Raw genomic sequence first — 25,788 nt, 5'->3', positions numbered from 1 at the left:
AGGCGGTCCTCTATATTGGAAAATATCCAATATAGCAGACAATAAATTTCTCTTAGCAGATTTTGTAAAGAAAATAACGAAAGTCTTTTCGGTCTTTTTCAAATTCAAGGAAAGGTGCTATATTCCCGATAGAATCTTTGATGAGTGAAATTTTGTCCAGGAGCCGCCTATCTACGGGAATCATCCTTATATTCGCTATCTTGTACCCGGCTCAAATGGTTATCCCCGTTCCGGTTTCGGTCAGCACGGAAGTAGACATCGATTACAATTACGAGTACGAGAAAAACGGACCCTACACAAAGTTCTCGGATTGGGTTCCTTACAAGCTACACAAATGGAATCCTAAGTTTTTGGAAGACTATTATGAACTCTATGGTCTCAAACTTCATTACAAGGAAAACGAACTCAGAAGAAATATATTTTTTTTGAAAGCGGGATTGAAGACTAGATTTAGACATCCGAGAAATGCGCTCTGCCTTATCAAGAACGAAGAAGAATACCATAAATACAGAAACTTATTGTTTATGCATATGAACCTTCAGATCATGCGTTCTTACATGAGAATCGCATCCCAATTTGATAAGCGACATGTATATTTTTATAATTTAGATTTTGCTCATGAACTAAAGAAATCATTCGAAGTCGCTGATAGTTTCTATAAAGAAGCCTCCCCGTATTGGCAAGCCGCACAAAAATACGCGGACCAAGCCTCAGAAATAGATTACGATTTAGATTTAGGAACCATCGAATCCGAAAGATACGAAATCATAACTGGAAAGTTGGACTTTGCTAAAATCATTGCCGATCACAGAAGCAGATTGGACAAAAAGCGCGAGATCGTACAAGAATACCTTTCCAAGTACCCGGATGCGGATAAGCCGAATCTAGAGCAGATTCCATAGAAATATCAGTGTAGGACATGGGATCATTCCCTTATCTCCAACTCCTATTCAAGCCACAGAAAATAAAAAGCCCCAGGAGTAAACCTGAGGCTTTTGAAAATTCATCGAATTCTAAATCTTATTAACAAGAATAAGTAGTTAAGAATTCGAAAGGATGCGGACGTCCTTCCCAAGGCCAGATTTCTGTTTCAAACTTATACGCTTTGTAAGTTTGAAGGAACTCTTCCGAGAATACGTTTCCTTTCTTAAAGATCTCACGTCCAGAAAGCATATATTCTACTGCTTCGCGAAGTGTGTGAGGCATTTGCTGGATTCCTTTCTCACGAATTTCGTCCAGAGTAAGCTCGAATAAATCTTCTTCCCGAGGTGGGCCTGGATCGATCTTGCTCTGAATTCCATCCAATCCTGCCATCAGCATCGCAGAGAATGCCAAGTATGGATTCGCAGATGAATCAGGGAATCTGAACTCTACGCGTTTTGCCTTATCTCCTTTTACGAAAGGAATACGAGCACTCGCGGAGCGGTTTTGCGCTGAATATGCAAGGATAGAAGGAGCTTCGAATCCAGGTAATAGGCGCTTATAAGAGTTGGTAGAAGCATTGGTAAACGCTGCAACGGATTTTCCGTGTTTGAGAACTCCACCGATATAATGCATCGCGATATCGCTTAAGCCTTGGTATCCGTTTCCTGCAAATAAGTTCACACCGTTTTTCCATACGGACTGGTGGCAATGCATTCCGTTTCCGTTATCTCCGTAGAGAGGCTTGGGCATAAACGTGGCTGTTTTTCCCCATTTATGTGCGACCATTTTTACGACGTACTTTAATTTCTGAACATTGTCAGCAGCCTCGATGAGAGTACCGAATTTCACTCCGATCTCTGCCTGAGCTTGAGCCACTTCGTGGTGAACCACAAAGGTTTCCATTCCAATCTTATGCAGAGTTTTAACGATATCTGCACGAAGATCCACTTGAGAATCCACTGGAGCTACTGGGAAATATCCACCTTTCGTTCCTGGGCGGTGACCAGTGTTGATGGATCCAGGCATGTCGGTGTGGGAATTCCAAATACCTTCACTACTGTCGATCTCGTAGTACTGAATATTGATCGCATCTCTCGCTTTCATATCGTCGAAAACGAAGAATTCGTTTTCTGGTCCGAAATAAACGGTGTCACCAATTCCACTATCCTTGAGATACTTCACTGCATTCTTAGCAATGGAACGAGGACATTTTTCATACGATTGGTTCTTATAGATATCCCATACATCGCAGAAAACAACTAAAGTAGGATCTGCAGTGAAAGGGTCGATGAAGAAAGCATCGGTGTCCGGAATTAAGGCCATGTCCGACTGGTCGATCGGTTGCCAAGCTGGAATCGAACTACCGTCGAATGGTAGTCCTTTGAAGGACTCCTCGCTGATCGCTCCGGCATGGTAGGAAACGTGGTGCCAAGCTCCTTTGATGTCGGTAAAGCGGAAGTCGTAGAAAAGAATGTTATTCGCTTTTGCGTATGCGATCACATCTGCGGCAGTTTTAGCCATTGATATCTCCTCTGTTTCTGTTCTGGGTCTCTAATTTACACGCCTTCGGCGTGGTCCTAGTACATTTTATGCAAAAGGTGTACCAGCTTTTAGCAGGCAATTCCTATGCCAGCATTTAGCATAGGAAATTTGCAGGTTTGGAGAGAAACCCGTTCCGGATCAGGCTAAAAATCCTTGAAGCGGAGGCAATCAGTAAAAAACTCCACTCTTGTAGATTCTGTTGAAAATAAAGCATGGCCGCTGGAGAGTTTTCTCTCCTCCCAATGTACAAGGTACCAACGATCTGCTCAATTCGTACTCATGAGAGACTATATGCACCAGAACATACTTTGGCCGAATGTTTCCGATCTTCGCTTATCTGAGGAAATTCCGGAGGAAGCAGAATACTGTAAAACCGTATTCGATTGGGCGATTCAAAACGGAGCAACACAATACTGTTTTGCGCCTGAATCAGAACTAGATAGAGTATTGGATCGCTCTAGTAACTTTTTGGTTTTTCCCCTCGAAGTGGAATCACTGCCGAAACCCATTTCCAGAATATCCTTTCTGATCCCGCCAATCCTGTACGAAAAAAAGATCATTCTATGGACAGAATCTCCGAATTCGATTTCAGAAGCATTCTTCCAAATCGTAAAACAAATCTCTGAGCTAAGGACCCAAGCCTCTGAACTTGTGGGATTCGATCTAGGACAATTTCCAGCTGTTTCTTGGGTAGAATCGGTTTCTGAAAATGAGTTCAGTATGCTTTGGAATTCCGGATGGTCTTCCTTCCAAGGAAATGAAATCCGCTCCAAAAGGTTTCCATTGCCCGAATCTTACTTCAGAGGAATCCCCTCCTCTCATTCAAAAATCCTTTCGATAGAATGGGAAGAGTGCCTTCCTAATTTAGATCGCACCGGAATCTCGAAGGCGATTCTAGAATTCGCCCACCTCAGAGCAGTCGGAAAATTCGGGGATATTTTTAGAGCACTTTCCGCTTCTGAAGAAGTGCAACAGGGAATCTTAAAATACGAACCAAGGCGGCAATTCTCTTTCGGATTTCACTTGCTCTTGGGCGCGGCAATCTTTGCGGAAATTTGGTCGACCCTGGTTTCTCACCTGATCGAGGAAAGGCCTGGAACCAAAGAGGTAGAAGAAAGAATTCAAAACTGGTCCCAATCTCAGACAAAGCTAGAACTTACGAATGGAATCGAATCTCTCTTTGCAGAAAGGACCATCCACCTAGTGGATAAATTTGCAGGTAGAACGGATCGATGCTTGCTCCTTTTTTTGGAAAAGGAATACGAAAAAAGAAGAATGGTGATTTTACAAAAAAGGTCCACCAGATTAAGAAAGATAGAAGAGGAGCTCCTTCCAAATGCGCTGCTATTACACGAAGCTCAGTCACGCAATTCTAGTTCCTCTCTTATGGCAGAAGACTCGAAATGGTGGAAAGAGCGCGCGGAAGAAAAAGTACAGAATTTGCTCAAGGAAAGAAGAGAATTAGTTCAGGACCTTCCGAAGGAAGGAAGCGTGCAAGCCTGGAACAAATTGGACTCTTACGGGTCTTACTAACTTAGCAAGGATTTGACACCCGATCGATTCGGGAAAAAATGGCAGTGGAAATCCGGAATTTTGATGAATTTCGGAAGCAATGGCGACGTAGCTCAGCTGGTTAGAGCAACGGAATCATAATCCGCAGGTCCGGGGTTCGAATCCCTGCGTCGCTAGATTCTATACAGGTAGTTTTATGAAGAAATTCCTTCCATTCCTGGTTTTCGGATTCCTGATCCTTACAAATTCCAACCTGTTTGCTCAATCTCCTGCTTGTGGTCAAATCTGTGATTTTTACACCACTTGTTTGGAGCAACAAGCCAAGAAAAAACTGGCCGGAGACGAAGCCGCAAAAGTGAAAGCAGGCTGCATGAACACATGTCGGAAAAACTTTCCTTCGGTTTCAGCTTGTTATGAGCAACATGCAAACCAATGCACAGAATTTAATTCTTGCTTGGTATCATCCTACAAATCTAAAGATAAGAAATAGTTCTTCTTTAGTTAGATCTCCAAGACAATACAGAGGAATCGAAATCCTTGAATACCGGATCGATTCCTTTGCGTCGTAGCATTTCCGTGATTTCTGGAATCTTGCGAGTATCCTCTGTTTCGAACTGTTTGAGTTCATGTCCCCCAGAGTATCCGCCAGGATCTGTCCTAGATTCGACAGACATATGAGTTGCGGCAAGACCGACTAAATGATCTCTTAGATTTTGAGTTTCTCTCGTAGAAATCGCAATCCCAGAATCCGGTAAAAATAGCCGCATGGAAAATAAGAATCGAACGAATTCTCGGTCGGAAACTGGAACGACCTTATCGAAATGTCCTTCAGCCGGCCTCATCCTAGGCAAAGAAAGTTGAACATTACTCTTCCAATACGTTTTTGTAATATAGTTTGCGTGCTGTCCTAATTTGAACATTTCACCGTAAGGATTTGCTAAACCAAGAAGGGCTCCGAGACCTAACCTTCTCATTCCGGCCTTGCCTCCGCGATCCGGCGCTTCCAATCGATAACGAAGATTTTTTTTCATTCCTCGTAAGTGGTACTGGGAATACACCTGCGGGTCATAGGTTTCCTGGTAGACTACCAGTCCTTCTACACCTTCCACCGAGAGCTCACCGTACTCCTCTTGATTTAGAGGATAGATTTCTATGGAGATAGATTCAAAGAATTCTCTTAATATCCGAACTGCATTTTTGATATAAGCTAGATTGGTCTTGGAATAATCTTCTCCCGTTAAGATCAACAGGTGGCGAATCCCCTTTTCCGCGATTACTGATGCTTCTTGTCGAATCTCTTCTTCGCTTAAGGTTTTTCTCGGAATCTTGTTCTCGTAGCTGAAACCGCAATAAACGCAGGAAGATCTGCATTCATTGGAAAGATACATCGGCATGTACAAGAATACTGTATTCCCAAATCTCTTCTTGGTCCAGTCTAGAGAAAGACTGGCTATTTCTTCCAAGTAAGAGTCTGCACTCGGGGAAACGAGTGCGAGATATTCCTCGAAGGACAAAGCTTTTCCCAGAGAAGAAGTATGAAGCGCTGCCTCTACTTCATTCTTTGTCTTGGAAATTACTCGTTGAACTCCTTCTGCAAATGGAATCGCATCAAATAGGTCCGTGAACATTGCGAGTTTCTTCTTCTAAAAATCCGGTCAAAGGACTGGAAGCTTGCGCAGTCCTTCCTTTTCCAGAACCACCAAATCTACGGGACAACCTACCTGCTTTTGTGGCAAGCTGAAACGCATAAGCTACTTTAGCAGGATCCTTGGCGATTGCAATCGCAGTATTGACCAACACTGCGTCCGCTCCCATTTCCATTGCTTCCGCAGCATGAGAAGGCTGGCCCAATCCGGCGTCTACTACTACGGGCACCTTTGACTGTTCAATGATGATTTCTAAATTGGCCTTGGTTCTGATCCCTTGATTTGTTCCGATCGGAGATCCTAAAGGCATGACAGTCGCACAGCCGACTTCTTCCAAATGCTTACATAGAATAGGATCTGCGTTGATATAAGGAAGTACTACAAAGCCTTCTTTCACGAGGATCTCCGCCGCCTTCAGGGTTTCGATCGGATCCGGAAGCAGATATACAGGATCCGGAGTGACTTCTAGTTTGAGCCAATTTCCGGCTCCCAGCTCTCTTGCAAATTTTGCTAAGCGAATTGCTTCTTCGGCGTTTCGGGCACCACTCGTATTGGGTAACAACAAATACTTGGACCGATCGATCTGCGCTAAAGTATCATCTTCCGAAGAATCAAGATCCACTCTACGAAGAGCGACCGTGACCACTTCTGTTCCGGAGGCCTCGATCGCAGCTTTCAACATTTTCCCCGAAGAAAACTTTCCGGTTCCAAGGAACAGTCTCGATTGAAATTTCCGACCAGCGATTATCAGCTCGTCTTCGGAGGTATTCTTCTCATCCAACATTTCTAGGATTAGACTGCCTCTACGACTTTACCGGCAAAGTCCCTAGCTTCTTCGAGTCTCAAACTGATAATCTTTGAAATTCCAGGCTCTTCGTTCGTTACTCCAAAAATGGAATTTGCCCGATGTATCGTCGACTGGGCATGGGTAATGACCACGAACTGGGACTTATCCTTGAACTTATCCAGAATCTGGCAAAATCTGAGCTTGTTTGCCTCGTCCAGTGCCGCGTCTATTTCATCCAAAAAGCAGAAAGGAGAAGGTTTTACCATGTAGATCGCGAATAACAGCGCAATTGCGGTGAGAGACTTTTCTCCACCGGAGAGCAATCTTAAATTCTGCACATGCTTTCCGGGGGGCTCCGCCATGATTTCAATCCCGGCGTTCAAGTTATCCTCATTGTCCACGAGTTCTAACATAGCCCTTCCACCGTTGAACAAGGTAGAGAAAGTTTCTTGGAAATTCTCCCGAATCCTTTCGAAAGTCTCTCGGAAAAGTTTCTCGGACTCATCGTTGATATTCTTTAAGATTTCCGTAATGTCTTCTTTTGACTTTTCTATATCTTCTTTTTGAGTACGATGGTGTTCGTATATTTCCTTGATATTTCTGTACTCATCAATCGAAAGAGGATTGATGGAACCAAGCAGCTGAATCTCCGATTTGAGTCTTTTTAACTTGGATTCGCTCTCGCCTTTTTCGAACTTCTTGTCCTTGAATTCGTCCGCGAGTTCCTGTTCCGAGATGGAATAGTCGTTGTATAGTTCCTCAGAGAAGGATTCGAGTTGAACCTTATAAATAGATACTGCTTTTTCTTTTTCCGTCAGAATCGGAAAAAGGTTCTTATAGTCGTCCTGGTTTTTCTGGATTTCGTTCTTTAAACCTTGGATTTCTTTTACGATCTGGCGTAGGGCCTCTTTTTCTGAGTCTAGAGCCTTACTCATCTGCAGGAAGTCGTTATATCTGGTTTCGATCTGTTGCTCTAATTCAGATACTTCCTTTTCGAATTCCGATTTCTTATTTTCAAGATTCAGAATGGATTCCTTAGAGATACGAATTCTATCCTCAGCTTCGGTGATCCGCGCCGAAAACGTTTTAGAAGCTTCTAATTTTCCGTTTCTTTCCGAAGTTAATTCCAGGGTTCTTTTTTCTAAAAAAACCGTCCGCTCTCGGTTTTCCTCCAACTCTTCACGGATAGACCCTATGAGCAGTCCTGATTCTTTGATGGATCTAGTGTGATTTTCGTTCTCTAAAATCAGATCTTCAATTTCTTGATCCAAAGCCTCTTTCTGGGAAAGGAATCCGTCCCGGTCAAAAAGCATGCTACGAAGACTGTCTTCCAGTTCGAAGTATTCTGATAATCTAAGTCTGAAATTTTCTGTTTCCAGACCTTCCACTTCGCTTAACAAACAATCCAGCTCCGAAGGTACACCGGAATCTTTTGCAATCCCAAGACCGGTTTGAAAAGAGAGTATTCCAGAATGCAATTTATCTGCGGCTGAAAGTAGGGCTTCCTTCAGTTGCTTGCGCTTTTCTTCGGATTCCAAAGCTTCTCTTTTTCTGGATTCCAGCTGGGAAATTAGGTCGTAAATGACTTCCTTTAACCTTTCGCGCAATTCCACATGTCGCTTATCATTGGATTGAATCCCTAATTCTTTTTCCCGGATCGACCCGTTCTCTTTTTCGATCTTGGATTCCAGATCCGATTTTCCATTCAAAAGACCGGATATAGAATTCTCCAGATTTTTGATCTCTACCTCGAGTTCTACAGCTTCTCTCTCCAGATTTTCCTTTTCCAGAAGTAGAATGGTCAGAGAAGACTCTTCCTTAGTTAAGGATTCTTTAATATCTCCAATCCGGTCTCGATAATCGTGTATGATTCTTTTATTATTTTCAACCTTATCCTTTTGTATTTGGGTCTGTGTGAGATGATCTAATAACTTCTTATCAATTTCTGCGACCTTCTTTTCCAGGTCGCTTTTTTCGGATTCGAGCTGGTTTATCCTTCCGGTTTCGTCTGAGATCGTTTCCAATAACACTCTGTTTTTTTCTTTGATCTCTTGGAGTTCGTTTTCGGAAACGGATAATTTTCTTGTAAGGTTATCGAATTTCAAGAAGCGGATAATTTTATCAGTTTCATCCAGCTCTTGTTTGTACTGGAAGTATTGCTCAGCTTTTTCTGCCTGCTTTTCCTTTACTTCCATATCCTTTTTCATCGTATTAATGATATCTTGGATTCTAAGAAGATTCTGATTTGTGTCGGATAACTTTTTGAGGGCTTCTTGCCTTTCCATCTTGAATCTGGAAATTCCAGCAGCTTCTTCAAAGATCAGCCTTCTCTCCTCGGGCTTGGAGTGAAGGATTCGGTCCACTTTTCCCTGCTCCATAATAGAGTAGCTGGATTTTCCGATACCGGTATCCATTAGAATTTTCTCAACATCCTTTCTTTGCACTCTGGAGTCGTTGATCAAATATTCATTACTACCGTCTGCGTACAAACGCCGAGTGATTTTGATCGTAGGATAATCCATCTTGATCAGCTTGGAGGCGTTATCGAAGATTACGCTGACTTCGGCGTATCCGGCGGGCTTTCTGGCTTCGGAACCGTGAAAGATGACGTCATCCATCTTTTCACCTCTGAGTCCTTTTGCGGACTTTTCTCCGAAAACCCATTTTAATGCATCGACTATATTCGATTTTCCAGAACCATTAGGACCTACGACTGCGGTAAATCCAGGGTCCAGCAGAACTTCCGTCTCATCCGCGAAAGTCTTGAATCCAACAATATTCAGGCTTTTTAAGTACATTCTATTTTTTAGTAGCTTTGGGAAATTGATTGCAAGTGACCAGAATCGGGCGGATCCTGGAATGCTTAGGAGTATTATGTCTCACGATCTCCCGGAAAAAACAAGAGAAATATTCGCGAAAAAGCCCTATCTTTCTCTGTATTTCCGAGAAGAACCTCCGATCCATCTTAGATTCAGGTTAGGACGGGCCAAGACCCAGGATGAGTATTTCCTTTCCTTCGGAGAAAGAGCACTTGCTAGTTCCGTTTCACCACGTACCCAAGCAATCCGCCAAGTGGAAGGAACAAAAATACTATCAACCGATTTGGTCGCGGTTCTTGGCCTTGGAAATCCCCATTTATTAAGAGAAGTGAACTCCAAACTCGCGGAAGGACAGATTCTTTTACTGATCGATAACGAACCAGAATCCATTTTTCCACTTTGGGAAAATTGGTTGGAGCCAATTTTAGAGCAGCCAGGTAGACATCTTTTCTTGGGGAAAGGAGCTCTCTCTCTTCTTTGGAACTATGTAGAATCTCTTCCGATGGAAAGAGTCTCCGGAATTCGGATCTTGAGAAATGCGGCGAACATTTCTATCGACGAGTTATTCTACTCGGAAGTTGATACTAAGCTTAGAAAAATACTTTCCTCTAAAATGAGCGACTTGCTCACGAAATTCGAATTCGAGAGGATTTGGGTAAAGAATAGTCTAGTAAATACTGCAAATTTTTTCTCAGAATCTTCTCCGCGAACTAGAGTAGAACACCTAAAAGGGAAATTTTCCGGAGTGCCTTCTCTTCTTGTATCAGCCGGACCTGATCTCAGAAAGCAATGCGATTGGATTCTTTCTATCAGAGAGAAGGTCTTCCTTCTTTCTTGCGATACTTCTCTGAAAGTACTTCTAAAATACGGAATCGTCCCGGACGGCGTCATGACTCTAGACGCGCAGACACATTCTGTCTTTCATTTTCTCGGAGAAAATTGTAGTGAAATTCCTCTATTTGCGGACTTGGTCAGTTCTCCGCCTATCCTGCGAAACTTAAAGTTCAAATCCATAGTACATAGCTTGACCGCGAAATACATTCTGGACGCTTCTGGAGAATTGAGAAGGGAGGCCACTGCGGGAAGTCTAACCGCCGAAAGAATATTGGGTGCAATCGGAGATGTGCAATCAGGTGGAAGCGTAGCCACCACTGCTTTTGATCTGCTAAGGGTTTTAGGCTGCCAACCTTGCTTTTTAGTCGGTCAGGACCTAGCCTATTCAGGAAGAGAGATTCACTCTACAGGAACACATCATAACGAGAAATGGCTGACCCTCTTATCTCGAAAAAACAGTTTAGAAAAGATTAATGAATCAATTGTCAGAAAAAGAGACACTAGGTTCGTTCCCTCTGTTAGCGGTGGAAATGTATTGACCGACTATGTATTGGATCTCTATCGACATTGGTTCGAAGAATCCGCAAAAAGTTTAGACTACCCTGTGTATAACGTAAATTCGCAGGGAGCAAGGATTCAGAACGTTCAAAACATTAGCGCACAGGATGCCAGTGCTATTTTGGAACAGTTCCCGAATCACGGATGGTTTTGGAAGGAACTACCTCCTTGGAATCCGAGGACGATTTCAGAAAAAAACCCGAGCCAAACTTCGGAAAATTTCCGCTCCGATCTCACCCAATTTTTAGAAAAGCTAAGAAGTTACTTTTCTGACCCAAAGAGAAAAGAAGAGAGCTACGACTCTATCCATGAAAATTTTCTAGATTTAATCCAGGATTGGGAAGATTTACGTTTTTTAGTCAGAAAGACGGAAGTTTATATATTGAGGCACAAGGATAAGCTAGAAGACTCTAGAAAAAGGGACTTATTCCTTGGGGCTGTACTCAAAGAATCGAGCAATTTGAGACGAAAACTTTTGGCCTGTTAAAATCATTCTCAGCAATTTCTAAAGGTGCGAAAAGGCTAGGACCATGGAACTCGGAAAGGAATTTTACAATCGCCTGAATATTGATTCAGTGCTAACTGCTGTGGAACTCGCAGGATTTTCTGTCACCGGGCGATGCCTTGCACTCAATAGCTTGGAAAATCGGGTGTACGACGTTGGCACAGAAGATGGAAGCAGACTCATCGTAAAATTCTACCGTCCTGGAAGATGGTCCAAAGAGCAAATACTCGAAGAACATTTTTTTCTACGGGAACTAGCCGAAGCAGAAATTCCGGTAATTTGCCCAATTCCATTTCAGAATAACGAGACACTTCAAGAAGTGAATGGGATTTACTATGCGTTATGGCCCGCACAAAATGGAAGACTGACCGAAGAACTTTCAGAACCAGATCTTCCAATCTTAGGTAGATTGTTAGCCCGAATTCACAATGTGGGAGAAGTAAAGCCGTGTAGGCATAGGTTAGAATTAAATCTGCAAAACTTCGGTCGGATTCCTTTGGAGTTCCTACTTGGTGATCAGTGGATTCCGAAATCGCTGCAAGACCGGTATAAATCTGCTGCGAATCAATTGTTCCAGACATACTACGAACACTCAAAGGAAGTTCCGATACATAGAATTCATGGAGATTGTCATAAAGGAAACTTGATACAAACTCCAGATAGTTTCTGCTTTATCGATTTTGATGATTTCGTAACCGGGCCTGCAGTGCAAGATTTCTGGATGCTTCTTCCCTTTGGAGATGCAAGGGCGGATTATGAGAGAGGTCTATTCTTAGCTGGCTACAGAGAATTTAGAGAATTTTCAGATTCCTGGTTTCGGTTAGTAGAACCTTTGCGAGGACTCAGATACATCCATTACTCGGCGTGGATCGCAAAACGCTGGGATGATCCTTCTTTTCCAAACGCATTTCCTCATTTTGGTACAGATGAATATTGGGAAAAAGAAACCGCCGACTTGGAAAGATTGAATGCGCAGATACAAAAAGAAATCCCTATGCAGATGGAAGAATTTCTAGAACACAAGAAAGAAGAACTAACGAATAAAGATTTTTTTTGGGACATGGAATAAAAGATTCCAAGGGGTAAATCCCCACATTAGTCCTCCATCGAGATTGACTCTCAATTCTTTCAGTGAAACATTGACGAATAAGGATTCGAAAAATCGAATCTAGTTTTCTGAAAAGACATTGAATTCAATGCCAAGAGGATAGATTGCCAAATTCTATACGAAGCTCTTACAGACTCTTTCGGGAAAAATTTTCGGGTGCACATTCTCTTCCAATCGCAAATCTTTGCATGATCTTTTTTGCGATGCTTCCGGTCACTATGATCGTGCCGGTATTTAAGGAAATCGTAAAGGATCGTCTAGGTGGAACCAACTATGGCGTGGCCTGGTTTCAGAGCGCCGCAATGCTCGGCTCTTTTATTTTTTCTCCAGTTGCAGGATACTTATCGGATCGACTTGGAACAAGAAGATATTTGATCGGTGGTTTTGCGATACTGGACGGCATTCTCTTAGCCTTACTTCCACTTGCGCCAAACCTCAGCTCGCTTTTCTTAATTCGATTTCTTGAAGGCGGCGCTCACATTTTCGTAATCGGATTATTACTTTCTTCACTTTCCGATCGAGAAAATGATCCGAATAGCCACTACTTTCGAAGAGGAATCCTTTTCGGACTAGGAGGAATGTTACTCACGTTAGGCGGTGGAGTCGGTCAAGGGCTCGGGTTTCTCGGAAACAAGAACCCGCTTTTGCCTTTTTATTTAGGCGCAATTATTTTCGTATTTTTAGGAATCGCTGCCCTTCTATTTTTAAAGGACTGGAAACTTGTCCAAAGTCCGGATTTTTCATTTTCTGGGATTCGGGCTGCTATTCGACTTTCTCCGCTACTGATGATTCCTTTTTTATTTCACTTCTTGGATCGATTCACTGTAGGATATTTTTTAAGTACGTTCAACCTTCATCTAAGGGAAGACCTAAGTTATACGCCAGGGCAAGTGGGCTTGGTCTTTAGCATTCTGTTTTTATTAATGAGCGCGCTCTCTTACCCTTCTGCAATTTTGTCTAGGAAGAAGGGCAGTATTTTATTCGTTGCGATCGGTTCCTTGGTGTACGGAGCATTCCAAGCGATGACAGGATTTGTTTCGGACCAATCTCTTCTTATTTTTTCAATCGTAGGATGCGGGATCGGAGCCGGAATCATGTATGTCCCTGCAATGAGATTGGCATCTTCACTTTGCCCTAGCGGACTGACTGCGCTTGTAATGACCGGATTCACAGGCTTTGGGTCGTTCGGATTCTTACTCGGTCCGATTGCTTCGGTCGCAATAGAAAGAAATTTTACGGCAAGTTACGGAAGAACAACAGGATTGGAAGCGACGGCATTCATCTTCGGGTTTCTGGAAATTCTCTTGGTCATCCTCATTTTACCATTTTGGAGAAAATTGGTAAAAGCAGAAGAATTACCGCATGCTGTTGAAGCAACTTCTCGTTCTTAATGGGAGTCTGGAGTTACTAGAGTCTACTTAACGAAATTCTACAGTTGCGTTGGCAGGCTTCGTCCCCTCTACATAAATGTGAAACAAAAAGAAATAGGTTCCGGGGGATTGATTGTTCGTATAAACATAAGGTCCGGAATCTGATCCGGACTTATTAAACCTTACCTCCACGGAATTATCAAAGGTAGAATCTTGGCTTAAAGGACAATCACTCGCCGCATAAATAGTAGGAGATTGGTCGTTAAAGATCGGATTATTGACAACATCAATTTCGTTAAAAGTAATAATATCTCCATCCTGAACATTTTGCACTTCGATCAATGCAACCGGATGATCTGCCATTGGCATTGACTTCCAGATAAACGGAATTTTGCCTCCGTTTTTTACTGCTAAAGTACGATCGACTGCCGTAATCGGCATTTGAGGAAGTTGCACCAAGCAGTTTCCTACACCGACAATCTGTAATATTTGGGACAAACCGTTATCTACTACAGGTTCCTCTTTTTTACAATTTCCAATTAATATTGCAATGGAAACAGGAATTAGTATTGATCGCACTCTTAGCATCTAACAACCCTTTTGCGATGGATACAAAGGTAGACCTCTCGAGTTTTATTTCGTTCCAAAGCGGTTCCTGCCGAACTTTATTGATCCAGATTAATTTCAAGCTTGCGATAAACTGAATGCTTTCTTAATTTTAGTCGCATGCCTCCTATAGTACGTTCAATTTTAGTTTTAATCGGATCACTGATAGTCGGAATGATTTTAATATCCGCTGTTCAGTATCTTAGTATGATGATGTTCCCTCCTCCGCCAGGACTGGATATGAGTAACCCGACCCAAATGGAGGCATTTATTTCCTCTGTTTCGGCAGGTGCATTTGTTATGTTGATCGTTTCTTATTCAGTCGGACCGTTTGTCGGTGGGTTCTTAGGTGTCTTCTTGGATTCCAGTACAGGAATCAGAAATGCAGCGATCTTAGCAGGAATCTTTCTCGCAGCAGGCGCTATGAATTTACTCAGTTTTAAGCATCCTATCTGGTTAGCGATAGCAGTGGTGATCGTTCTTCCTGGATTTGCTCTTCTAGGCGGAAAAGTTGCTCAGATGTTTGGAAAAAACAAATAGGAGAGAGAAATCGGAGTTTGAACTGAAACTCAGATGTTACCGAAGGACAAACTAGGGTAACATCTGAGAAAACTAGAGAATTTAATTGAACTATATTAAAACTTTGTAACAGAGTTTGTATTAAGCGTTCAGATCGATCAGATAACCTCGTCTGACCTTTTGATCGTCGGTGTTTACTCCCACCTTCGCTATATTTTTCGGTCCTGTGACTACGTTTTCTAAATTCGTAAGAGGGTGCAGTCGATCCGGCATATTTCGGACAGTAAATTCAGACTGCGAAAATTGTCTTGCAGCTCGGTTATCCTGCCCTGCTGCATTAATTTCGTTCATCATATTCTGCGAATCTTCCTTTTTCGCAAAGTCTAGCGCATTCTAGCAGGATTGTAAAGCCTGAATTTCGTAGTTTATAGAGCTTCGCCTTCCCATCTGGAATAGCTCTTTTCGTCTTCTTCTGCCGCCAAAATCTCCAATTCATCTTCTTTTTTCTCCACAGAACTCGGCAATACGTCATCGAATAACCGAAAGCCTTTATTCTCTTGAGCAAACTCAGGAAAATATTCGAAAAACAGCTTGGCCGCAACGATCCGATTGGAGGCGGGATATTCCTTTTTGAAAGTATCAGAGAAGTCCAGTTCAGGTAATTGGTGGAATTGGATCCTATCTTCGAAATTGATGAATTCTTGTTTGGTAAATCCTATGTTTCTGGAAACGATTTCGTCCTTTAACAAAATCCAATCCAACTTGAATCTCATCCGATATCCCTGAAACGCAGAGGATCTCTGCATCAGATTCACGATCCTCATCAGAGGATATTCCAATTTGAAATAAGGAGTCAGATAGACCTTGATATATCTTTGGCTGAATCCCAAGGGTTCCCAGACCCTTGTTCTCAGGCTTTCGCTTTCTAACTCGTTTTGGAGCTCCTGCAACATAGAGTGAAGGGTAGGAGCGTTCTTGCGTTCGGAGTAAAACTCTTGGACAGCAATTTCTCCGAATTCACCGAAGTAGAGCCATTTGTAAAAATCTTGGATTTCTAATTTCGGATGCCAGGTCAGAAATTCGTCTAGACTCCGAATTTTCTCTTCTCTGGTTCTATTCTCATCGATCTCTTTTTGAATCATAAGCGCCGAACGTAAGAAATCCTATCACGGACTTAACTAGATTACAAGATGAAAAGAGTAGGATTTCTATCCTTACTCGTCTAGATTCTGGTCCCCGTACTTTTCTTTATTGGAAAGCAATTCTCTTCCTTTAAAGAGCCTAACCAAATTCGTTCGATGTAAAAATAGAATCGCACAACTCACTGCACAAATCGCGTAAAACGTAATTGCCTCATATTCTATTATGGAATATATAGAAAACAAATAATACGAAATAGGAAGTACAATCGCTCCGCCGATAGAACCTAAAGAAACGAATCCAAATCCTTTTTTCAAAACTAGAAAAACAAAAAGACTTACCAAAACCGGAAAAGGAGTTAGGACTAAAAATACTCCGAAACTAGTAGCAACCCCCTTTCCCCCCTTAAAAAGAAGAAAAGGAGAGAACATGTGACCAAGAACGGAAAGCACTCCGGCGACTAACGGGACAAATGCGAATTCGGTTTTTAGTAAGTAGATTCCGACCAGCGGTGCGATCGCACCTTTTCCTATATCTAAAAGCAGAACAGGAAGTCCTACTTTCCATCCTAACAAGCGGGTCACGTTTGTCGCACCGATGTTTCCGCTGCCCTTCTTTCTTATATCCACTCCGCCAAATAGCTTTGCGAGTAAATATCCGAATGGAATCGCTCCTACAAAAAAAGAGAGCGCCCAGTAGGCCAGCCAGATTCCGTTCATTTTCGATCCGACCTTAAATCGAATCGGATCGGAATCCCTTGTAAGTTGTATTTTTCAGTCAGTTTCTTTCGAAGAAAGGAAAGTAGATTCGATTTAAAATTTTCAGTATGATTCACGAACAGGATCAAATGAAAGGGAGAAACAGATACTTGCGTGCAATACAACAACTTGGGAGGCCTGTTCGCAGAAAAGGAACGCGCTGCTTCCTGCATCCATCCGCGCAAAGATTGGTTCAATTCCGAAGTGGAGATCTTGCATTTAGATCGGATAGCCAAGTCATATGCTAATTCCATGAGCTTATGCACTCTTAGTTTCTCTTTCGCGCTGAGAGTAATGATGGGAACTTCCTTGAGTAATGGAAGCCTTTCAACCAATCTTTTCTTATATACTACAAAGGATTTGGAATCCTTTTCCGGCAAAAGATCCCATTTATTCACGGCGACTAGAAAAGGCTTACCTTCCTCTTGCAATAATGAGACGATTTTTTTGTCAAAATCCCCGAATCCTTTTAAAGCATCTAACAAGTGAACGACTACGTCCGCAGATTGGATCGACTTCTTTGTCCTTTGGTACGAGTAGAATTCTAATGCTTCGGCCTTATCTGATTTCTTGCGAATTCCGGCCGTATCGATCACTGAAATTTTCTTTCCATCAAATTGGATAAGTGTGTCCACAGAGTCTCTAGTTGTTCCAGCAACCTCGCTCACAACAGCACGCTCATAGCCGCAGATTGCATTCAATAAACTTGATTTTCCGGAATTGGGTTTACCAACAATCGCAAGCCGAATGTCATACTCGCTCTTTTCCAAATCTTTTGGATCTTGCACTTCCCCAATAATGCGTATAGCTTTTGGAAGCAGAAAGGCAATCTTCTCGAGTAGCAAGGCCAGGTTCCGACGCCCTGTTGCGGAAATGGGCAGAATCTCAGGAAGTCCCATTCTATAGAACTCCTCTAAATCCGCTTCGTCTTCGGGGGTGTCCACTTTGTTCACGCAGTATAGAACAGGAACATCCTTTAACGTTTCATCTTTTCTGAATATTTCAATGAGCTTGGAATCAAAGTAAGTCACTTCTCTAAAATCCAAGAGAAAGACTACCAAGTCAGATTTTCTCAACTGTCGAAAAGCATTCTCTAAAACAGCCTCATTCAGATTGTCCGGATTTTCTATATCCAAACCGGGAGTATCGCAAAGAAAAAAGTCCAGGCCCTTTTCTGGATGCAAAACCCTAGCCTGCAATACATCTCTAGTAACTCCCGGATAATCTTCCGTAATCGCGAGCTTCTTTTTCAGTAGGGCGTTGAATAATGTGGACTTCCCCACATTTTGGCGGCCGACTATGCTGACCACCGGAACATTAGAATTTTTTAATGACATGATTTTAAGAATAATTTTTGGCTTTTAAAGCCCTGGCGATTTCTACTTTTGCGTCACTCTTTTTCAAGTCTTCGCGCTTATCATACAGTTTCTTAGGTTTTGCGAGTGCAAGTTCCACCTTTACCCATTTGCGATCTTTGAAATAGATTTTGGTTGCGACCAATACCAAACCTTTCTCTTTTACTTGGCGTTCTAACTTATCTATTTCCTTTTTGTGTAAAAGCAATTTGCGGGGTCGAATTTCCGGATGATTCGCATATCCCCCGTTTTTGTAGGGAGTAATTGAGAAGCTTTCCAAAAAGACTTCGCCGTTTTTTATTTTGGCAAATGCGTCTGTAAGGTTTGCCTTTTTTTCCCTCAGACTTTTTACTTCCGAACCGGATAATACTATGCCCGCCTCTATAAAAGAGATCAGTTCAAAATTGAACCTTGCCTTCTTGTTTACAAGAGGTTGAGGACCTTGATTTTCCGCTTCCTTCTTCTTTCCCATTGAATCGGTTCTACGGCTCCTTGCCGTTCTATTTTGTTAGTTGCGGGACGAATGATGGGTAAGTATGATTCTCCCCAATTCCGCTCCGATCAAGTTAGGCATATTGTAGAAATTTTCCGATGTGATCTGAATCGAATCCGGAAAGATATGCTCTGCTATGAATCTGCGCCCTAACCCAACTCCCAAAAATACGTAATTTTTGTTGGAGTGCTTTAGAACTTCTGCCCTAAGTTTACGATTGTCCTTAGAGTCTATTTCCTTCTCTATTTCCGTCTTGCCTCTTTGGCCCCGAAAATCAGAGATCATGACCAGGATTCTAGTCTGTGCCTCTGGGGAAAAGTAGGATTCGATCTTATCGAGTAGCTGGTATTCCTCTATGGAATCTCCCTGCCAGTCGGTCCTAAGGGCATCGAACATCTGCTCCTCTTTTTTGGCATCAAAGGACTCGTCCATTCTCTTGATTTCTACTAAATCGATTCTGTCCTTTTTGTTCTGTCTATCGGAGTAAGCGATGACAGAAAAACTTACGTCGTGTTCATCCAAGATATGCGCGCTCGAAAGCATCGCGGAGAGAGTTGCTACCGAATATTCAAAATTGAAGATCCTTCTCGCCTTGGAGACTAGAAATACTACCTCCACTCCTTTCAGTTTCTCTTCATCTTTTTCGATCGTTGTTTTATCGAATACTTTAGAATCTCCCTTTCCGGATAGGAAAGAAATATATTTTCTAGTATCGATTCGATTTCCTTCGCTTCGATAGTTTCTGTGTATATCTATTTCTGGATCGAATAATCTTTCTAGATTGAGTTCTACTTCGTCAAGGCTCGCACCAAACACTTCCTTGAATTCTTTTAAACTCGCCTGTACAGTGTACTCCCAGAGAATTCTTCGTTTTGCTAAGAATGCTTTGTATAATTCTTCGGTACGATAGCCCCATGCGCCTCCGCCTCCGGCAGGTTCACCTTGGCCCATATTTCCCCGGGTGTCCTTTCCATACCAGGCGTCCGGACCTTCCTTGGTTTGGCCCCCGGTTTCTGGAGTATTGATCTCTATCCCTTGCTTGAGTTGATTACCGGAATTCAGCAGTTTTGCTTTTCCGGTAACCGGATCTCTCTTATGTAGCTCTGGATCCCACCAGCGCTTCTTTTCTATTTCGGAAGAAGGTGTGAGAGTTTTTTTTTTCTTCTCCTCGAGTTCGGTAAAGAACTCGGAGACTATTTCTATTCCTGAAAGAAGGAATTCTAAGATTCTCTCTAATTCCTTTCTTTCTCCTGGATCGGCGATCTGGTTGGAGTAGGAGATCCTTCCACCTCGAATCGCGATCGCCCTGAGACCTTCTCCCCCTGAAGAGGAATCCGCATATCTCAAGATATGATCTTTCCATTGGAGTAAATTAGAAAGACCGAATAGATAAGGCATTAGGTTGGCTGATCCGATCGTACGTTTTTTTGCCAGATCCTTGATCTTGACATGGAATTCCGCCATTTTGGAAACCAAATCGCCTTCAGGTAAATAGAAGTTCAGAATCTCTATTAGAGTTTCCTTATCTTCTAATTCAGGGAAAAGTACCGGTGTAAATCTGTTTCTAAAAGCTCTAGAAATCGTAGGCGTGGATTTCGTCTTTCGGAATAATTTCATTGCTATGACTCTAGAATCTTCCTGAAGTCCAATTGGAGTAGTCTCTCCACTCTCTGGCGGGAGCACCAAGGACCTTGCGTCGTCGGTTAACATATTTAGTTTTTCTACTAATTCCGCTCCGGCTGCTTCGAGATTTGTGATTAAGATATTTCCACCTTCCCGGATTCCTTTTGTGAGCGGACCATCCACCCATCCTACAGTGGATCCAGAAATCGGTTTCAGAGCGCCTATGATATCCGAAGTATGAATTCCTTTGCAAAGGTGAACGGTCTCTAACGGAACTCCACTGATTTCGGTAAACAGAGGTAGCACGAATTGTGGATCCTGCTCTTCCGAATATTCAATCAGTACGTTTTCCTTAAATTCGATCGCTGTATAAACCTTCTCCGCAAATTCTCTTAACTTATTCGGCAAAGGCACGCTCGAGAGAATATTCTTTGCGTTCTCTTCATTTACCACATGGATTTTTTTATCATTACAATATAGAAAACCTTTATGTACTTGAAATTTACCTTCTGCAAACTCTGGCGCCGATGAAAGTCCTGTCTCTTTGAGTAGGAGCTCTAACTGTTGTTGCCTATCCTCCGGCTTACGAAAAGGTTCTACATAAAAATTCCATAATTCTCTAAATCTGAACTCCGGAGAGTCCGCTTTGAGATCTAAAATTCTTTTACAAAGCTTTTTTAAATTACGGATATTGAAATGGTATTTTTCCAGGTCTCCCTTTCCGATCGTACCCAAAAGAACTCTGTTTTCGGTTTCTAGAGAGATTCGAATGCACGATTTTAGGATTTCCTCTTTCATCTGGGGATAGAGTTTTCTTAAAATAAATAGAATTTCATCCGGAGTGTGAGGATCGATATAAACGACTGAGAAATAGCGAGTGATATCAAACGGAAGCGGCTTTCTTCCTTCGAATCCCTCCGAAGGGTTTTGGGTTCCGATAAAGTTGAAACCGGAAAATGCAGGAATCCGGGCGCCATCCCCTTCAATCAACTCCAGATAACTAGATTCATAGATCGTAGAAAATCTTTTGATGATATGAGGCGGGCAAAGGTTCATTTCGTCCGCGACGAAACTGTAACCGCTTCGAATCGCAGAAGTCAGAGGTCCATCTGCCCAAGCGAATCCTTTTCCATCCAATAATAATCGATAGGACCCGATCAAATCTTCGGGAAGAGTGTCCTCGTTGAAGCTAAACCTGGAAGTAGGATGGTTACGTTTAAAATTGATATAATATAATAGTGCATTCTTTCCGACTCCGGCATCCCCTACGAGCAAAACAGGACGTCCTTCTAAAATCGGATAAAGTATATTTTGCAAATTGCGTATTGTGGAATCTGTTTCTACAAGATCGGCGCCTAGGCCTCCGGAATTATTCCCGATCTTGGAGATCGGCACTTTAATACCTGCAATATCTACTGTTTCCATCTGTATTCGTAAGGTACGATTTTCGGTGGTTTCATCGAAACCGAATCGGCCTTACCCTCTGTTCCAGACTGAAAGATCTGTGATCCTAATCAATCCAATTCTCGTGTTCCCGAGGTCTCTTTGGTTGGACTCCCCAACTTTCAAATAGGACAAAATTTCGATTGATTCTCCCAATTAACATTTGTTCTCAGCGCGCATTTTACGTTACGGTTCCTGTATGAGTCAAAGTACGCTCGAATTTGCATTGGCAAACAGAATCCAAGGACTAGATACATCCGCGATCAGGAAGGCATTTGAGCTCGCGGCTAGCTTGAAAGACCCGATCAACCTTTCCATCGGACAACCTCATTTTCCCTGTCCGGAAAATATTATAGAGGCAGGAGTTTCTGCTCTAAGAAAAGGTAAGACTGCCTATACTCTCACAGCCGGGATTCCTGAGTTAAAGGAAGCTCTCGTAGAAAAATACAAAAAAGAGAATTCGATTCCCTATGCGAACCCAGATCGAATCCTGATCACTTCCGGAGTCAGCTCTGCTTTCTTACTTTTATTCAATGCATTATTAAACGAAGGAGACGAATGTTTAGTCGTTACCCCTCACTTCTTAATGTATCCCGCTTATATCAAGATTTACGGCGGCAAGATGCACACCGTAAACGAAAACTTTGGTGCGCAAGATCTTGCAGCATTTCAAAATAAAAAACTCAAAATTATCATCTTTTCCTCTCCTTCCAATCCCACAGGAAAAATACTTTCCAAAGAACAATTGACGCTTCTCGCGGACCTCGCGGAAAAAACAGGAGCTTACTTGATCTCGGATGAGATCTATGAGAAGTTCGATTACGATAAGAAGTTCGTTTCCGTAGGTTCTTTTTACGAGAGGGCAATCACTTTATCCGGTTTTTCTAAAACGTATAGTATGACTGGTTTGAGACTTTCTTCCATACTCGCGCCGGCTCCGATTACCAAGACTTTGACTACGCTACAACAATACACGATTGTGTGCGCTCCTTCGGTCACTCAGTGGATGGGAATCGAAGCGCTAAAAACAGATATGAGTTCCTACATCGCGGACTATAGGGAAAAAAGGGATTTTGTTTACGAAAATCTAAAGGACCATTACGAAATTCAAAAAAGCCAAGGAGCATTTTACTTTTTCTTTAAGATCGCGGAAAAGGACGAAGACTTCGTTGTCAGGGCGGTAAAGGAGAAAGGACTGATTCTAGTTCCTGGGTACATTTTTAATGAATCCAAAAACTTTATCCGAATTAGTTTTGCCTCGGAATGGGAAAATCTGAAAAGAGGAATCCAAGCTTTGAAAGAGCTTTCTGGAAAGGGAGCATAGGACAGCTTGGAATTTTTCCCGGAATCCTTTGCTGAATTCACACCCGCGTTCACTTTCCCTCTGATTTGGTTGGGTGGCTTTTTGGCTTCCTTAAGTTTGGGAAGCTTTTACTCCACACTATCTTACAGAATTCTAAAGTTCTTTTACGGAAAGGAGAGAAAGAAATATAGCAGAACGACTCGAATGTTCAAGATTCTAGTCGAGCCTTCTGCTTGCGAATCCTGTGGACAAAAAATCACCGGAATCGCAATCCTTCCAGCAATCGGTTACTGGCTTTCTGGGAAAGTATGCAAAAATTGCGGGGCAAAAATTAATCCGCTCTATGCATTTTGCGAAGCAGCTTTCGGATTTTTGTTCGCTGTTGCTTATGTGCTTTCCGGAAACTTTTTAGCTTCGATCGTATTTGTTCTGTTATGCGGGCATCTCCTGATCGCGAGCACAACCGACGCTGTAAAATTTTCTTTGGATTATGAAAATCTGCCGTTTATCCTATTTTTCGGTCTGTTGCTTTCGTATCTTTTGGACTCTTCACTTCCGGAAAAATCGAACTGGATTGTATTAGGCGGCTTTTTGTTCGGTTTTTTCGCACTGCACTTTTTATTCCCAAATGGGATGGGGTTTGCCGACGCGGTTTTTGCTCCGTCCTTCGCTTTTTTGTTAGGACACCCTTGGTGGATTGTTTTTTTGAATTCTTCGTATGCACTTGCTCTTGCGATCACTGTAGGAACTCGAAACAAAGGAGAAAGTCTAAGAGGAAAACCCATACCGATGGGAGTATATTTTTCGATCGGTTTAGCTCTTACTTTTTTGGCAAAAATTGCTTTCAAGAACGAGCTTTTGCCTTCGATCGAATTGCCTTCGATCTGGAATCTCGAAGAGGGAAAGGAATAGATCCATTCCAGTTGATATTTCGCAAGTTAACCTTAGTTTTTTTCGCGCGCAGAAAATTACCGGCGTTAAAATCTAGCTCAGTATCCTGCGAAGAATCTAGAACCTTTGGTCTCGCATAGATAGGATGGTAAAATGACACGCAATCTTTCTGAATTAAGGAGCGAGTACGCGAGAGCCGAATTGGACGACAAACTCGTGGGATCGGATCCTTTGGAATTTTTCGGCAAATGGTTTCAAGAAGCTCTGGATTGCAAGGTCCGAGAACCGAATGCGATGACTCTGGCCACTGCTACCCAAGAGGGAGGCGCTGATGCAAGGATTGTCCTTTTAAAAGGATTCGAGAACGGAAGATTTCGGTTTTTTACCAATTATGAAAGTAGAAAAGGAAAACAAATCGAGAAATTTCCAAGTGTGTGCTTGCTGTTTTTCTGGCCGGAATTAGAGAGACAGGTTCGAATTATCGGAAAGGCAGAAAAGTCAAACCGTTCTATTTCCGAAGCTTACTTCAAGTCTAGACCTTTTGAGAATCAGATCGGAGCAATTTCTTCCATGCAAAGCAGACCGGTTGCCACGCGAGAAGAGTTAGATCACAAATTCCAAGAATTGGCCAACCAGTATAGGAACATTCAAGTTCCGATCCCTGAGTTTTGGGGAGGATACGATGTTCTTCCTTCAGAGATTGAATTTTGGCAGGGAAGAACAGGAAGACTCCACGATCGGATCGTTTTCACCAAATCGGAGTCTACCTGGGAAAAAGTAAGACTGCAGCCTTAAAGATCGCCTACGATTCTTTTCTTCTCAGTTTAAACCGAGAAGATGCCCCAACTTGATTTTCTTGGTCATCAGATAATGATGATTATTTCCAGTAGGCTGTATCTCGATCGGAATTCTTTCTATTACTTCGATTCCGTACCCGTCCAATCCAACGATCTTGCGAGGATTATTAGTGAGCAGCTTCATTTTTTCTACGCCTATATCTTTTAGAATCTGTGCTCCGACTCCGTAGTCCCTCAGATCAGGCGCGAACCCGAGCTTTTCGTTGGCCTCTACGGTGTCCAAGCCTTCATCCTGCATATTATAAGCTTTTAATTTATTAATCAGCCCGATGCCCCTACCTTCTTGGCGCATGTAAAGCAAAATTCCTTTTCCTTCCCTCGCGATCATTGCGAGTGCAGAATGCAGCTGAGGACCACAGTCACAGCGCCCACTCCCGAAAATATCTCCGGTCAAGCACTCGGAATGCACTCGAACCATAACAGGCTCGTCTCTCTTGATGTCTCCCTTTACGAGAGCCACATGAATCTTGTCGTCGATAATGGTAGAATACGCTCTGATAATAAAATCCCCGTACTCTGTGGGGAGCTTGGTCTCCACTTCTAGCCGGATCAGATTCTCTTTTTTTCTGCGATAACGAATCAGGTCCTCTATCGTATAGATTCCGAGTCCGTGAGTCGCCGCGAATTTTTCCAGGTCCGGAAGCCGAGACATGCTTCCATCTTCGTTCATGATTTCACAAATCACCGCGGCCGGGTATAAGTCTGCCTGTCTGCAAAGATCCACCGAGGCCTCAGTGTGACCTGCCCTTCGCAAAACTCCTCCCGCGACTGCCTGCAACGGAAACAAATGTCCAGGTCTCATCAAATCATGAGAAGTAGTCGCTTCATTAATTAACGCATGTATGGTGATCGCCCTATCTTGGGCGGAAATTCCGGTAGTAGTACCATGCTTCGCATCCACAGATACTGTGAAAGCGGTTCCGTGCTTGTCTCCCAGGCTCAGGTCGTCCACCATTCGATTCAGACCCAGTTTACGGAGACGCTCCAATTCCATGGGCATGCAAATGAGCCCTCTGGCGTGGGTCGCCATAAAGTTTACTTTCTCTTTATCCGCAAATTCGGCTGCAAATACCAAATCACCTTCGTTTTCCCGGTCTTCGGAATCGACTAAGATGATCAATTTTCCGGATTTAATATCTTCGATTGCTTGTTCGATTGATCCGATCATCGTCTTCGTTCCACCTCATTTCTTGGA

The 25,788-nt window shown here is 42.7% G+C and carries 22 protein-coding genes and 1 tRNA gene; 11 read left to right on the top strand and 12 right to left on the bottom strand.

From position 1 onward, the window contains the following. Window positions 1–140: 140 nt before the first annotated feature. On the top strand, window positions 141–902 hold the full coding sequence (locus CH373_RS11925; RefSeq protein ID WP_165778821.1) for a hypothetical protein: 762 nt from the start codon (window positions 141–143) through the stop codon (window positions 900–902). A gap of 121 nt (window positions 903–1,023) precedes the next feature. On the opposite strand, the gene glnA is transcribed toward CH373_RS11925, so the two are convergent. Further along, the gene (gene glnA, locus CH373_RS11920) at window positions 1,024–2,445 is read right to left on the bottom strand and encodes a type I glutamate--ammonia ligase (RefSeq protein ID WP_100713301.1); all 1,422 of its coding nucleotides are present in this window, start codon (window positions 2,443–2,445) and stop codon (window positions 1,024–1,026) included. A gap of 312 nt (window positions 2,446–2,757) precedes the next feature. Here glnA and CH373_RS11915 point away from each other — a divergent pair, with 312 nt between their 5' ends. From CH373_RS11915 to CH373_RS11905, 3 genes are all read left to right on the top strand, one after another. Next, window positions 2,758–3,999 carry a hypothetical protein gene (locus CH373_RS11915; protein WP_100713302.1) on the top strand — a complete coding sequence of 414 codons (1,242 nt, stop codon included), beginning with the start codon at window positions 2,758–2,760 and terminating at the stop codon, window positions 3,997–3,999. A gap of 81 nt (window positions 4,000–4,080) precedes the next feature. Next, window positions 4,081–4,154, top strand: a tRNA-Met gene (locus tag CH373_RS11910). 20 nt (window positions 4,155–4,174) lie between these two features. Then, on the top strand, window positions 4,175–4,468 hold the full coding sequence (locus CH373_RS11905; RefSeq protein WP_100713303.1) for a Cys-rich protein: 294 nt from the start codon (window positions 4,175–4,177) through the stop codon (window positions 4,466–4,468). 7 nt (window positions 4,469–4,475) lie between these two features. On the opposite strand, the gene thiH is transcribed toward CH373_RS11905, so the two are convergent. From thiH to CH373_RS11890, 3 genes are read right to left on the bottom strand one after another with little or no spacing between them, the layout of a single operon-like run. Further along, window positions 4,476–5,606, bottom strand: a complete 1,131-nt coding sequence (gene thiH, locus CH373_RS11900; protein ID WP_100713304.1) for a 2-iminoacetate synthase ThiH — start codon at window positions 5,604–5,606, stop codon at window positions 4,476–4,478. Then, complete coding sequence (locus tag CH373_RS11895) at window positions 5,587–6,408, bottom strand: thiazole synthase (protein WP_100713305.1); 822 nt, start codon at window positions 6,406–6,408, stop codon at window positions 5,587–5,589. The genes thiH and CH373_RS11895 overlap by 20 nt, the downstream gene beginning before the upstream one ends. A gap of 8 nt (window positions 6,409–6,416) precedes the next feature. Next, complete coding sequence (locus CH373_RS11890; RefSeq protein ID WP_100713306.1) at window positions 6,417–9,209, bottom strand: chromosome segregation SMC family protein; 2,793 nt, start codon at window positions 9,207–9,209, stop codon at window positions 6,417–6,419. 76 nt (window positions 9,210–9,285) lie between these two features. On the opposite strand from CH373_RS11890, the gene CH373_RS11885 reads away from it, so the two are divergent. From CH373_RS11885 to CH373_RS11875, 3 genes are all read left to right on the top strand, one after another. Next, window positions 9,286–11,109: a motility associated factor glycosyltransferase family protein gene (locus CH373_RS11885; protein WP_100713307.1), complete on the top strand. Its 1,824-nt coding sequence runs from the start codon at window positions 9,286–9,288 to the stop codon at window positions 11,107–11,109. A gap of 43 nt (window positions 11,110–11,152) precedes the next feature. Next, the gene (locus tag CH373_RS11880) at window positions 11,153–12,196 is read left to right on the top strand and encodes a serine/threonine protein kinase (RefSeq protein ID WP_100713308.1); all 1,044 of its coding nucleotides are present in this window, start codon (window positions 11,153–11,155) and stop codon (window positions 12,194–12,196) included. A 227-nt stretch (window positions 12,197–12,423) separates the two neighbouring features. Beyond that, window positions 12,424–13,626 carry an MFS transporter gene (locus CH373_RS11875; protein WP_100713357.1) on the top strand — a complete coding sequence of 401 codons (1,203 nt, stop codon included), beginning with the start codon at window positions 12,424–12,426 and terminating at the stop codon, window positions 13,624–13,626. 27 nt (window positions 13,627–13,653) lie between these two features. Here the strand turns inward: CH373_RS11875 and CH373_RS11870 are convergent, their stop codons facing one another. Next, entirely contained in the window at window positions 13,654–14,184 is a 531-nt protein-coding gene (locus CH373_RS11870) for an LIC20153 family lipoprotein (RefSeq protein WP_125169943.1), read from the bottom strand. A 201-nt stretch (window positions 14,185–14,385) separates the two neighbouring features. On the opposite strand from CH373_RS11870, the gene CH373_RS11865 reads away from it, so the two are divergent. Continuing rightward, complete coding sequence (locus CH373_RS11865; protein WP_125169945.1) at window positions 14,386–14,751, top strand: hypothetical protein; 366 nt, start codon at window positions 14,386–14,388, stop codon at window positions 14,749–14,751. 120 nt (window positions 14,752–14,871) lie between these two features. On the opposite strand, the gene CH373_RS11860 is transcribed toward CH373_RS11865, so the two are convergent. From CH373_RS11860 to CH373_RS11835, 6 genes are all read right to left on the bottom strand, one after another. Continuing rightward, window positions 14,872–15,084: a hypothetical protein gene (locus tag CH373_RS11860; RefSeq protein WP_100713311.1), complete on the bottom strand. Its 213-nt coding sequence runs from the start codon at window positions 15,082–15,084 to the stop codon at window positions 14,872–14,874. Window positions 15,085–15,155: 71 nt separating this feature from the next. Continuing rightward, a complete protein-coding gene (locus CH373_RS11855; RefSeq protein WP_100713312.1) occupies window positions 15,156–15,872 on the bottom strand; it encodes a hypothetical protein in 717 nt (238 codons plus the stop codon). A gap of 72 nt (window positions 15,873–15,944) precedes the next feature. After that, entirely contained in the window at window positions 15,945–16,589 is a 645-nt protein-coding gene (gene plsY, locus CH373_RS11850) for a glycerol-3-phosphate 1-O-acyltransferase PlsY (protein WP_100713313.1), read from the bottom strand. Then, window positions 16,586–17,965 carry a ribosome biogenesis GTPase Der gene (gene der / locus CH373_RS11845; protein ID WP_100713314.1) on the bottom strand — a complete coding sequence of 460 codons (1,380 nt, stop codon included), beginning with the start codon at window positions 17,963–17,965 and terminating at the stop codon, window positions 16,586–16,588. The genes plsY and der overlap by 4 nt, the downstream gene beginning before the upstream one ends. A gap of 4 nt (window positions 17,966–17,969) precedes the next feature. Continuing rightward, window positions 17,970–18,455 (bottom strand): SsrA-binding protein, encoded by a 486-nt coding sequence (gene smpB, locus CH373_RS11840; RefSeq protein WP_100713315.1) that lies wholly within the window; start codon window positions 18,453–18,455, stop codon window positions 17,970–17,972. A gap of 36 nt (window positions 18,456–18,491) precedes the next feature. Continuing rightward, window positions 18,492–21,524, bottom strand: a complete 3,033-nt coding sequence (locus CH373_RS11835; protein WP_100713316.1) for a vWA domain-containing protein — start codon at window positions 21,522–21,524, stop codon at window positions 18,492–18,494. Between the two features lie 217 nt (window positions 21,525–21,741). Here CH373_RS11835 and CH373_RS11830 point away from each other — a divergent pair, with 217 nt between their 5' ends. The 3 genes from CH373_RS11830 (at window position 21,742) to pdxH (ending at window position 24,531) form a co-directional block, all read left to right on the top strand. Then, window positions 21,742–22,866, top strand: a complete 1,125-nt coding sequence (locus CH373_RS11830; RefSeq protein WP_100713317.1) for a pyridoxal phosphate-dependent aminotransferase — start codon at window positions 21,742–21,744, stop codon at window positions 22,864–22,866. 6 nt (window positions 22,867–22,872) lie between these two features. After that, window positions 22,873–23,757, top strand: coding sequence for a prepilin peptidase (locus CH373_RS11825; protein ID WP_207761455.1), 885 nt, complete (start codon window positions 22,873–22,875; stop codon window positions 23,755–23,757). Between the two features lie 132 nt (window positions 23,758–23,889). Then, the gene (pdxH, locus tag CH373_RS11820; RefSeq protein WP_100713318.1) at window positions 23,890–24,531 is read left to right on the top strand and encodes a pyridoxamine 5'-phosphate oxidase; all 642 of its coding nucleotides are present in this window, start codon (window positions 23,890–23,892) and stop codon (window positions 24,529–24,531) included. Between the two features lie 24 nt (window positions 24,532–24,555). Here the strand turns inward: pdxH and CH373_RS11815 are convergent, their stop codons facing one another. Next, entirely contained in the window at window positions 24,556–25,761 is a 1,206-nt protein-coding gene (locus tag CH373_RS11815; protein WP_100713319.1) for a bifunctional 3,4-dihydroxy-2-butanone-4-phosphate synthase/GTP cyclohydrolase II, read from the bottom strand. Window positions 25,762–25,788 lie beyond the last annotated feature (27 nt).

Source organism: Leptospira perolatii, from assembly GCF_002811875.1.
Lineage (GTDB): Bacteria > Spirochaetota > Leptospiria > Leptospirales > Leptospiraceae > Leptospira_B > Leptospira_B perolatii.
Note: the sequence above shows the minus strand (reverse complement) of the source record. Positions and strands in the feature narration are given on the sequence as shown.

Coding starts and splice junctions, on each gene's coding strand:
- CH373_RS11925 (WP_165778821.1), top strand. CDS start 141: ATGAGTGAAATTTTGTCCAGGAGCCGCCTATCTACGGGAATCATCCTT.
- glnA (WP_100713301.1), bottom strand. CDS start 2,445: ATGGCTAAAACTGCCGCAGATGTGATCGCATACGCAAAAGCGAATAAC.
- CH373_RS11915 (WP_100713302.1), top strand. CDS start 2,758: ATGCACCAGAACATACTTTGGCCGAATGTTTCCGATCTTCGCTTATCT.
- CH373_RS11905 (WP_100713303.1), top strand. CDS start 4,175: ATGAAGAAATTCCTTCCATTCCTGGTTTTCGGATTCCTGATCCTTACA.
- thiH (WP_100713304.1), bottom strand. CDS start 5,606: ATGTTCACGGACCTATTTGATGCGATTCCATTTGCAGAAGGAGTTCAA.
- CH373_RS11895 (WP_100713305.1), bottom strand. CDS start 6,408: ATGTTGGATGAGAAGAATACCTCCGAAGACGAGCTGATAATCGCTGGT.
- CH373_RS11890 (WP_100713306.1), bottom strand. CDS start 9,209: ATGTACTTAAAAAGCCTGAATATTGTTGGATTCAAGACTTTCGCGGAT.
- CH373_RS11885 (WP_100713307.1), top strand. CDS start 9,286: ATGTCTCACGATCTCCCGGAAAAAACAAGAGAAATATTCGCGAAAAAG.
- CH373_RS11880 (WP_100713308.1), top strand. CDS start 11,153: ATGGAACTCGGAAAGGAATTTTACAATCGCCTGAATATTGATTCAGTG.
- CH373_RS11875 (WP_100713357.1), top strand. CDS start 12,424: ATGATCTTTTTTGCGATGCTTCCGGTCACTATGATCGTGCCGGTATTT.
- CH373_RS11865 (WP_125169945.1), top strand. CDS start 14,386: ATGATTTTAATATCCGCTGTTCAGTATCTTAGTATGATGATGTTCCCT.
- CH373_RS11860 (WP_100713311.1), bottom strand. CDS start 15,084: ATGATGAACGAAATTAATGCAGCAGGGCAGGATAACCGAGCTGCAAGA.
- CH373_RS11855 (WP_100713312.1), bottom strand. CDS start 15,872: ATGATTCAAAAAGAGATCGATGAGAATAGAACCAGAGAAGAGAAAATT.
- plsY (WP_100713313.1), bottom strand. CDS start 16,589: ATGAACGGAATCTGGCTGGCCTACTGGGCGCTCTCTTTTTTTGTAGGA.
- der (WP_100713314.1), bottom strand. CDS start 17,965: ATGTCATTAAAAAATTCTAATGTTCCGGTGGTCAGCATAGTCGGCCGC.
- smpB (WP_100713315.1), bottom strand. CDS start 18,455: ATGGGAAAGAAGAAGGAAGCGGAAAATCAAGGTCCTCAACCTCTTGTA.
- CH373_RS11835 (WP_100713316.1), bottom strand. CDS start 21,524: ATGGAAACAGTAGATATTGCAGGTATTAAAGTGCCGATCTCCAAGATC.
- CH373_RS11830 (WP_100713317.1), top strand. CDS start 21,742: ATGAGTCAAAGTACGCTCGAATTTGCATTGGCAAACAGAATCCAAGGA.
- pdxH (WP_100713318.1), top strand. CDS start 23,890: ATGACACGCAATCTTTCTGAATTAAGGAGCGAGTACGCGAGAGCCGAA.
- CH373_RS11815 (WP_100713319.1), bottom strand. CDS start 25,761: ATGATCGGATCAATCGAACAAGCAATCGAAGATATTAAATCCGGAAAA.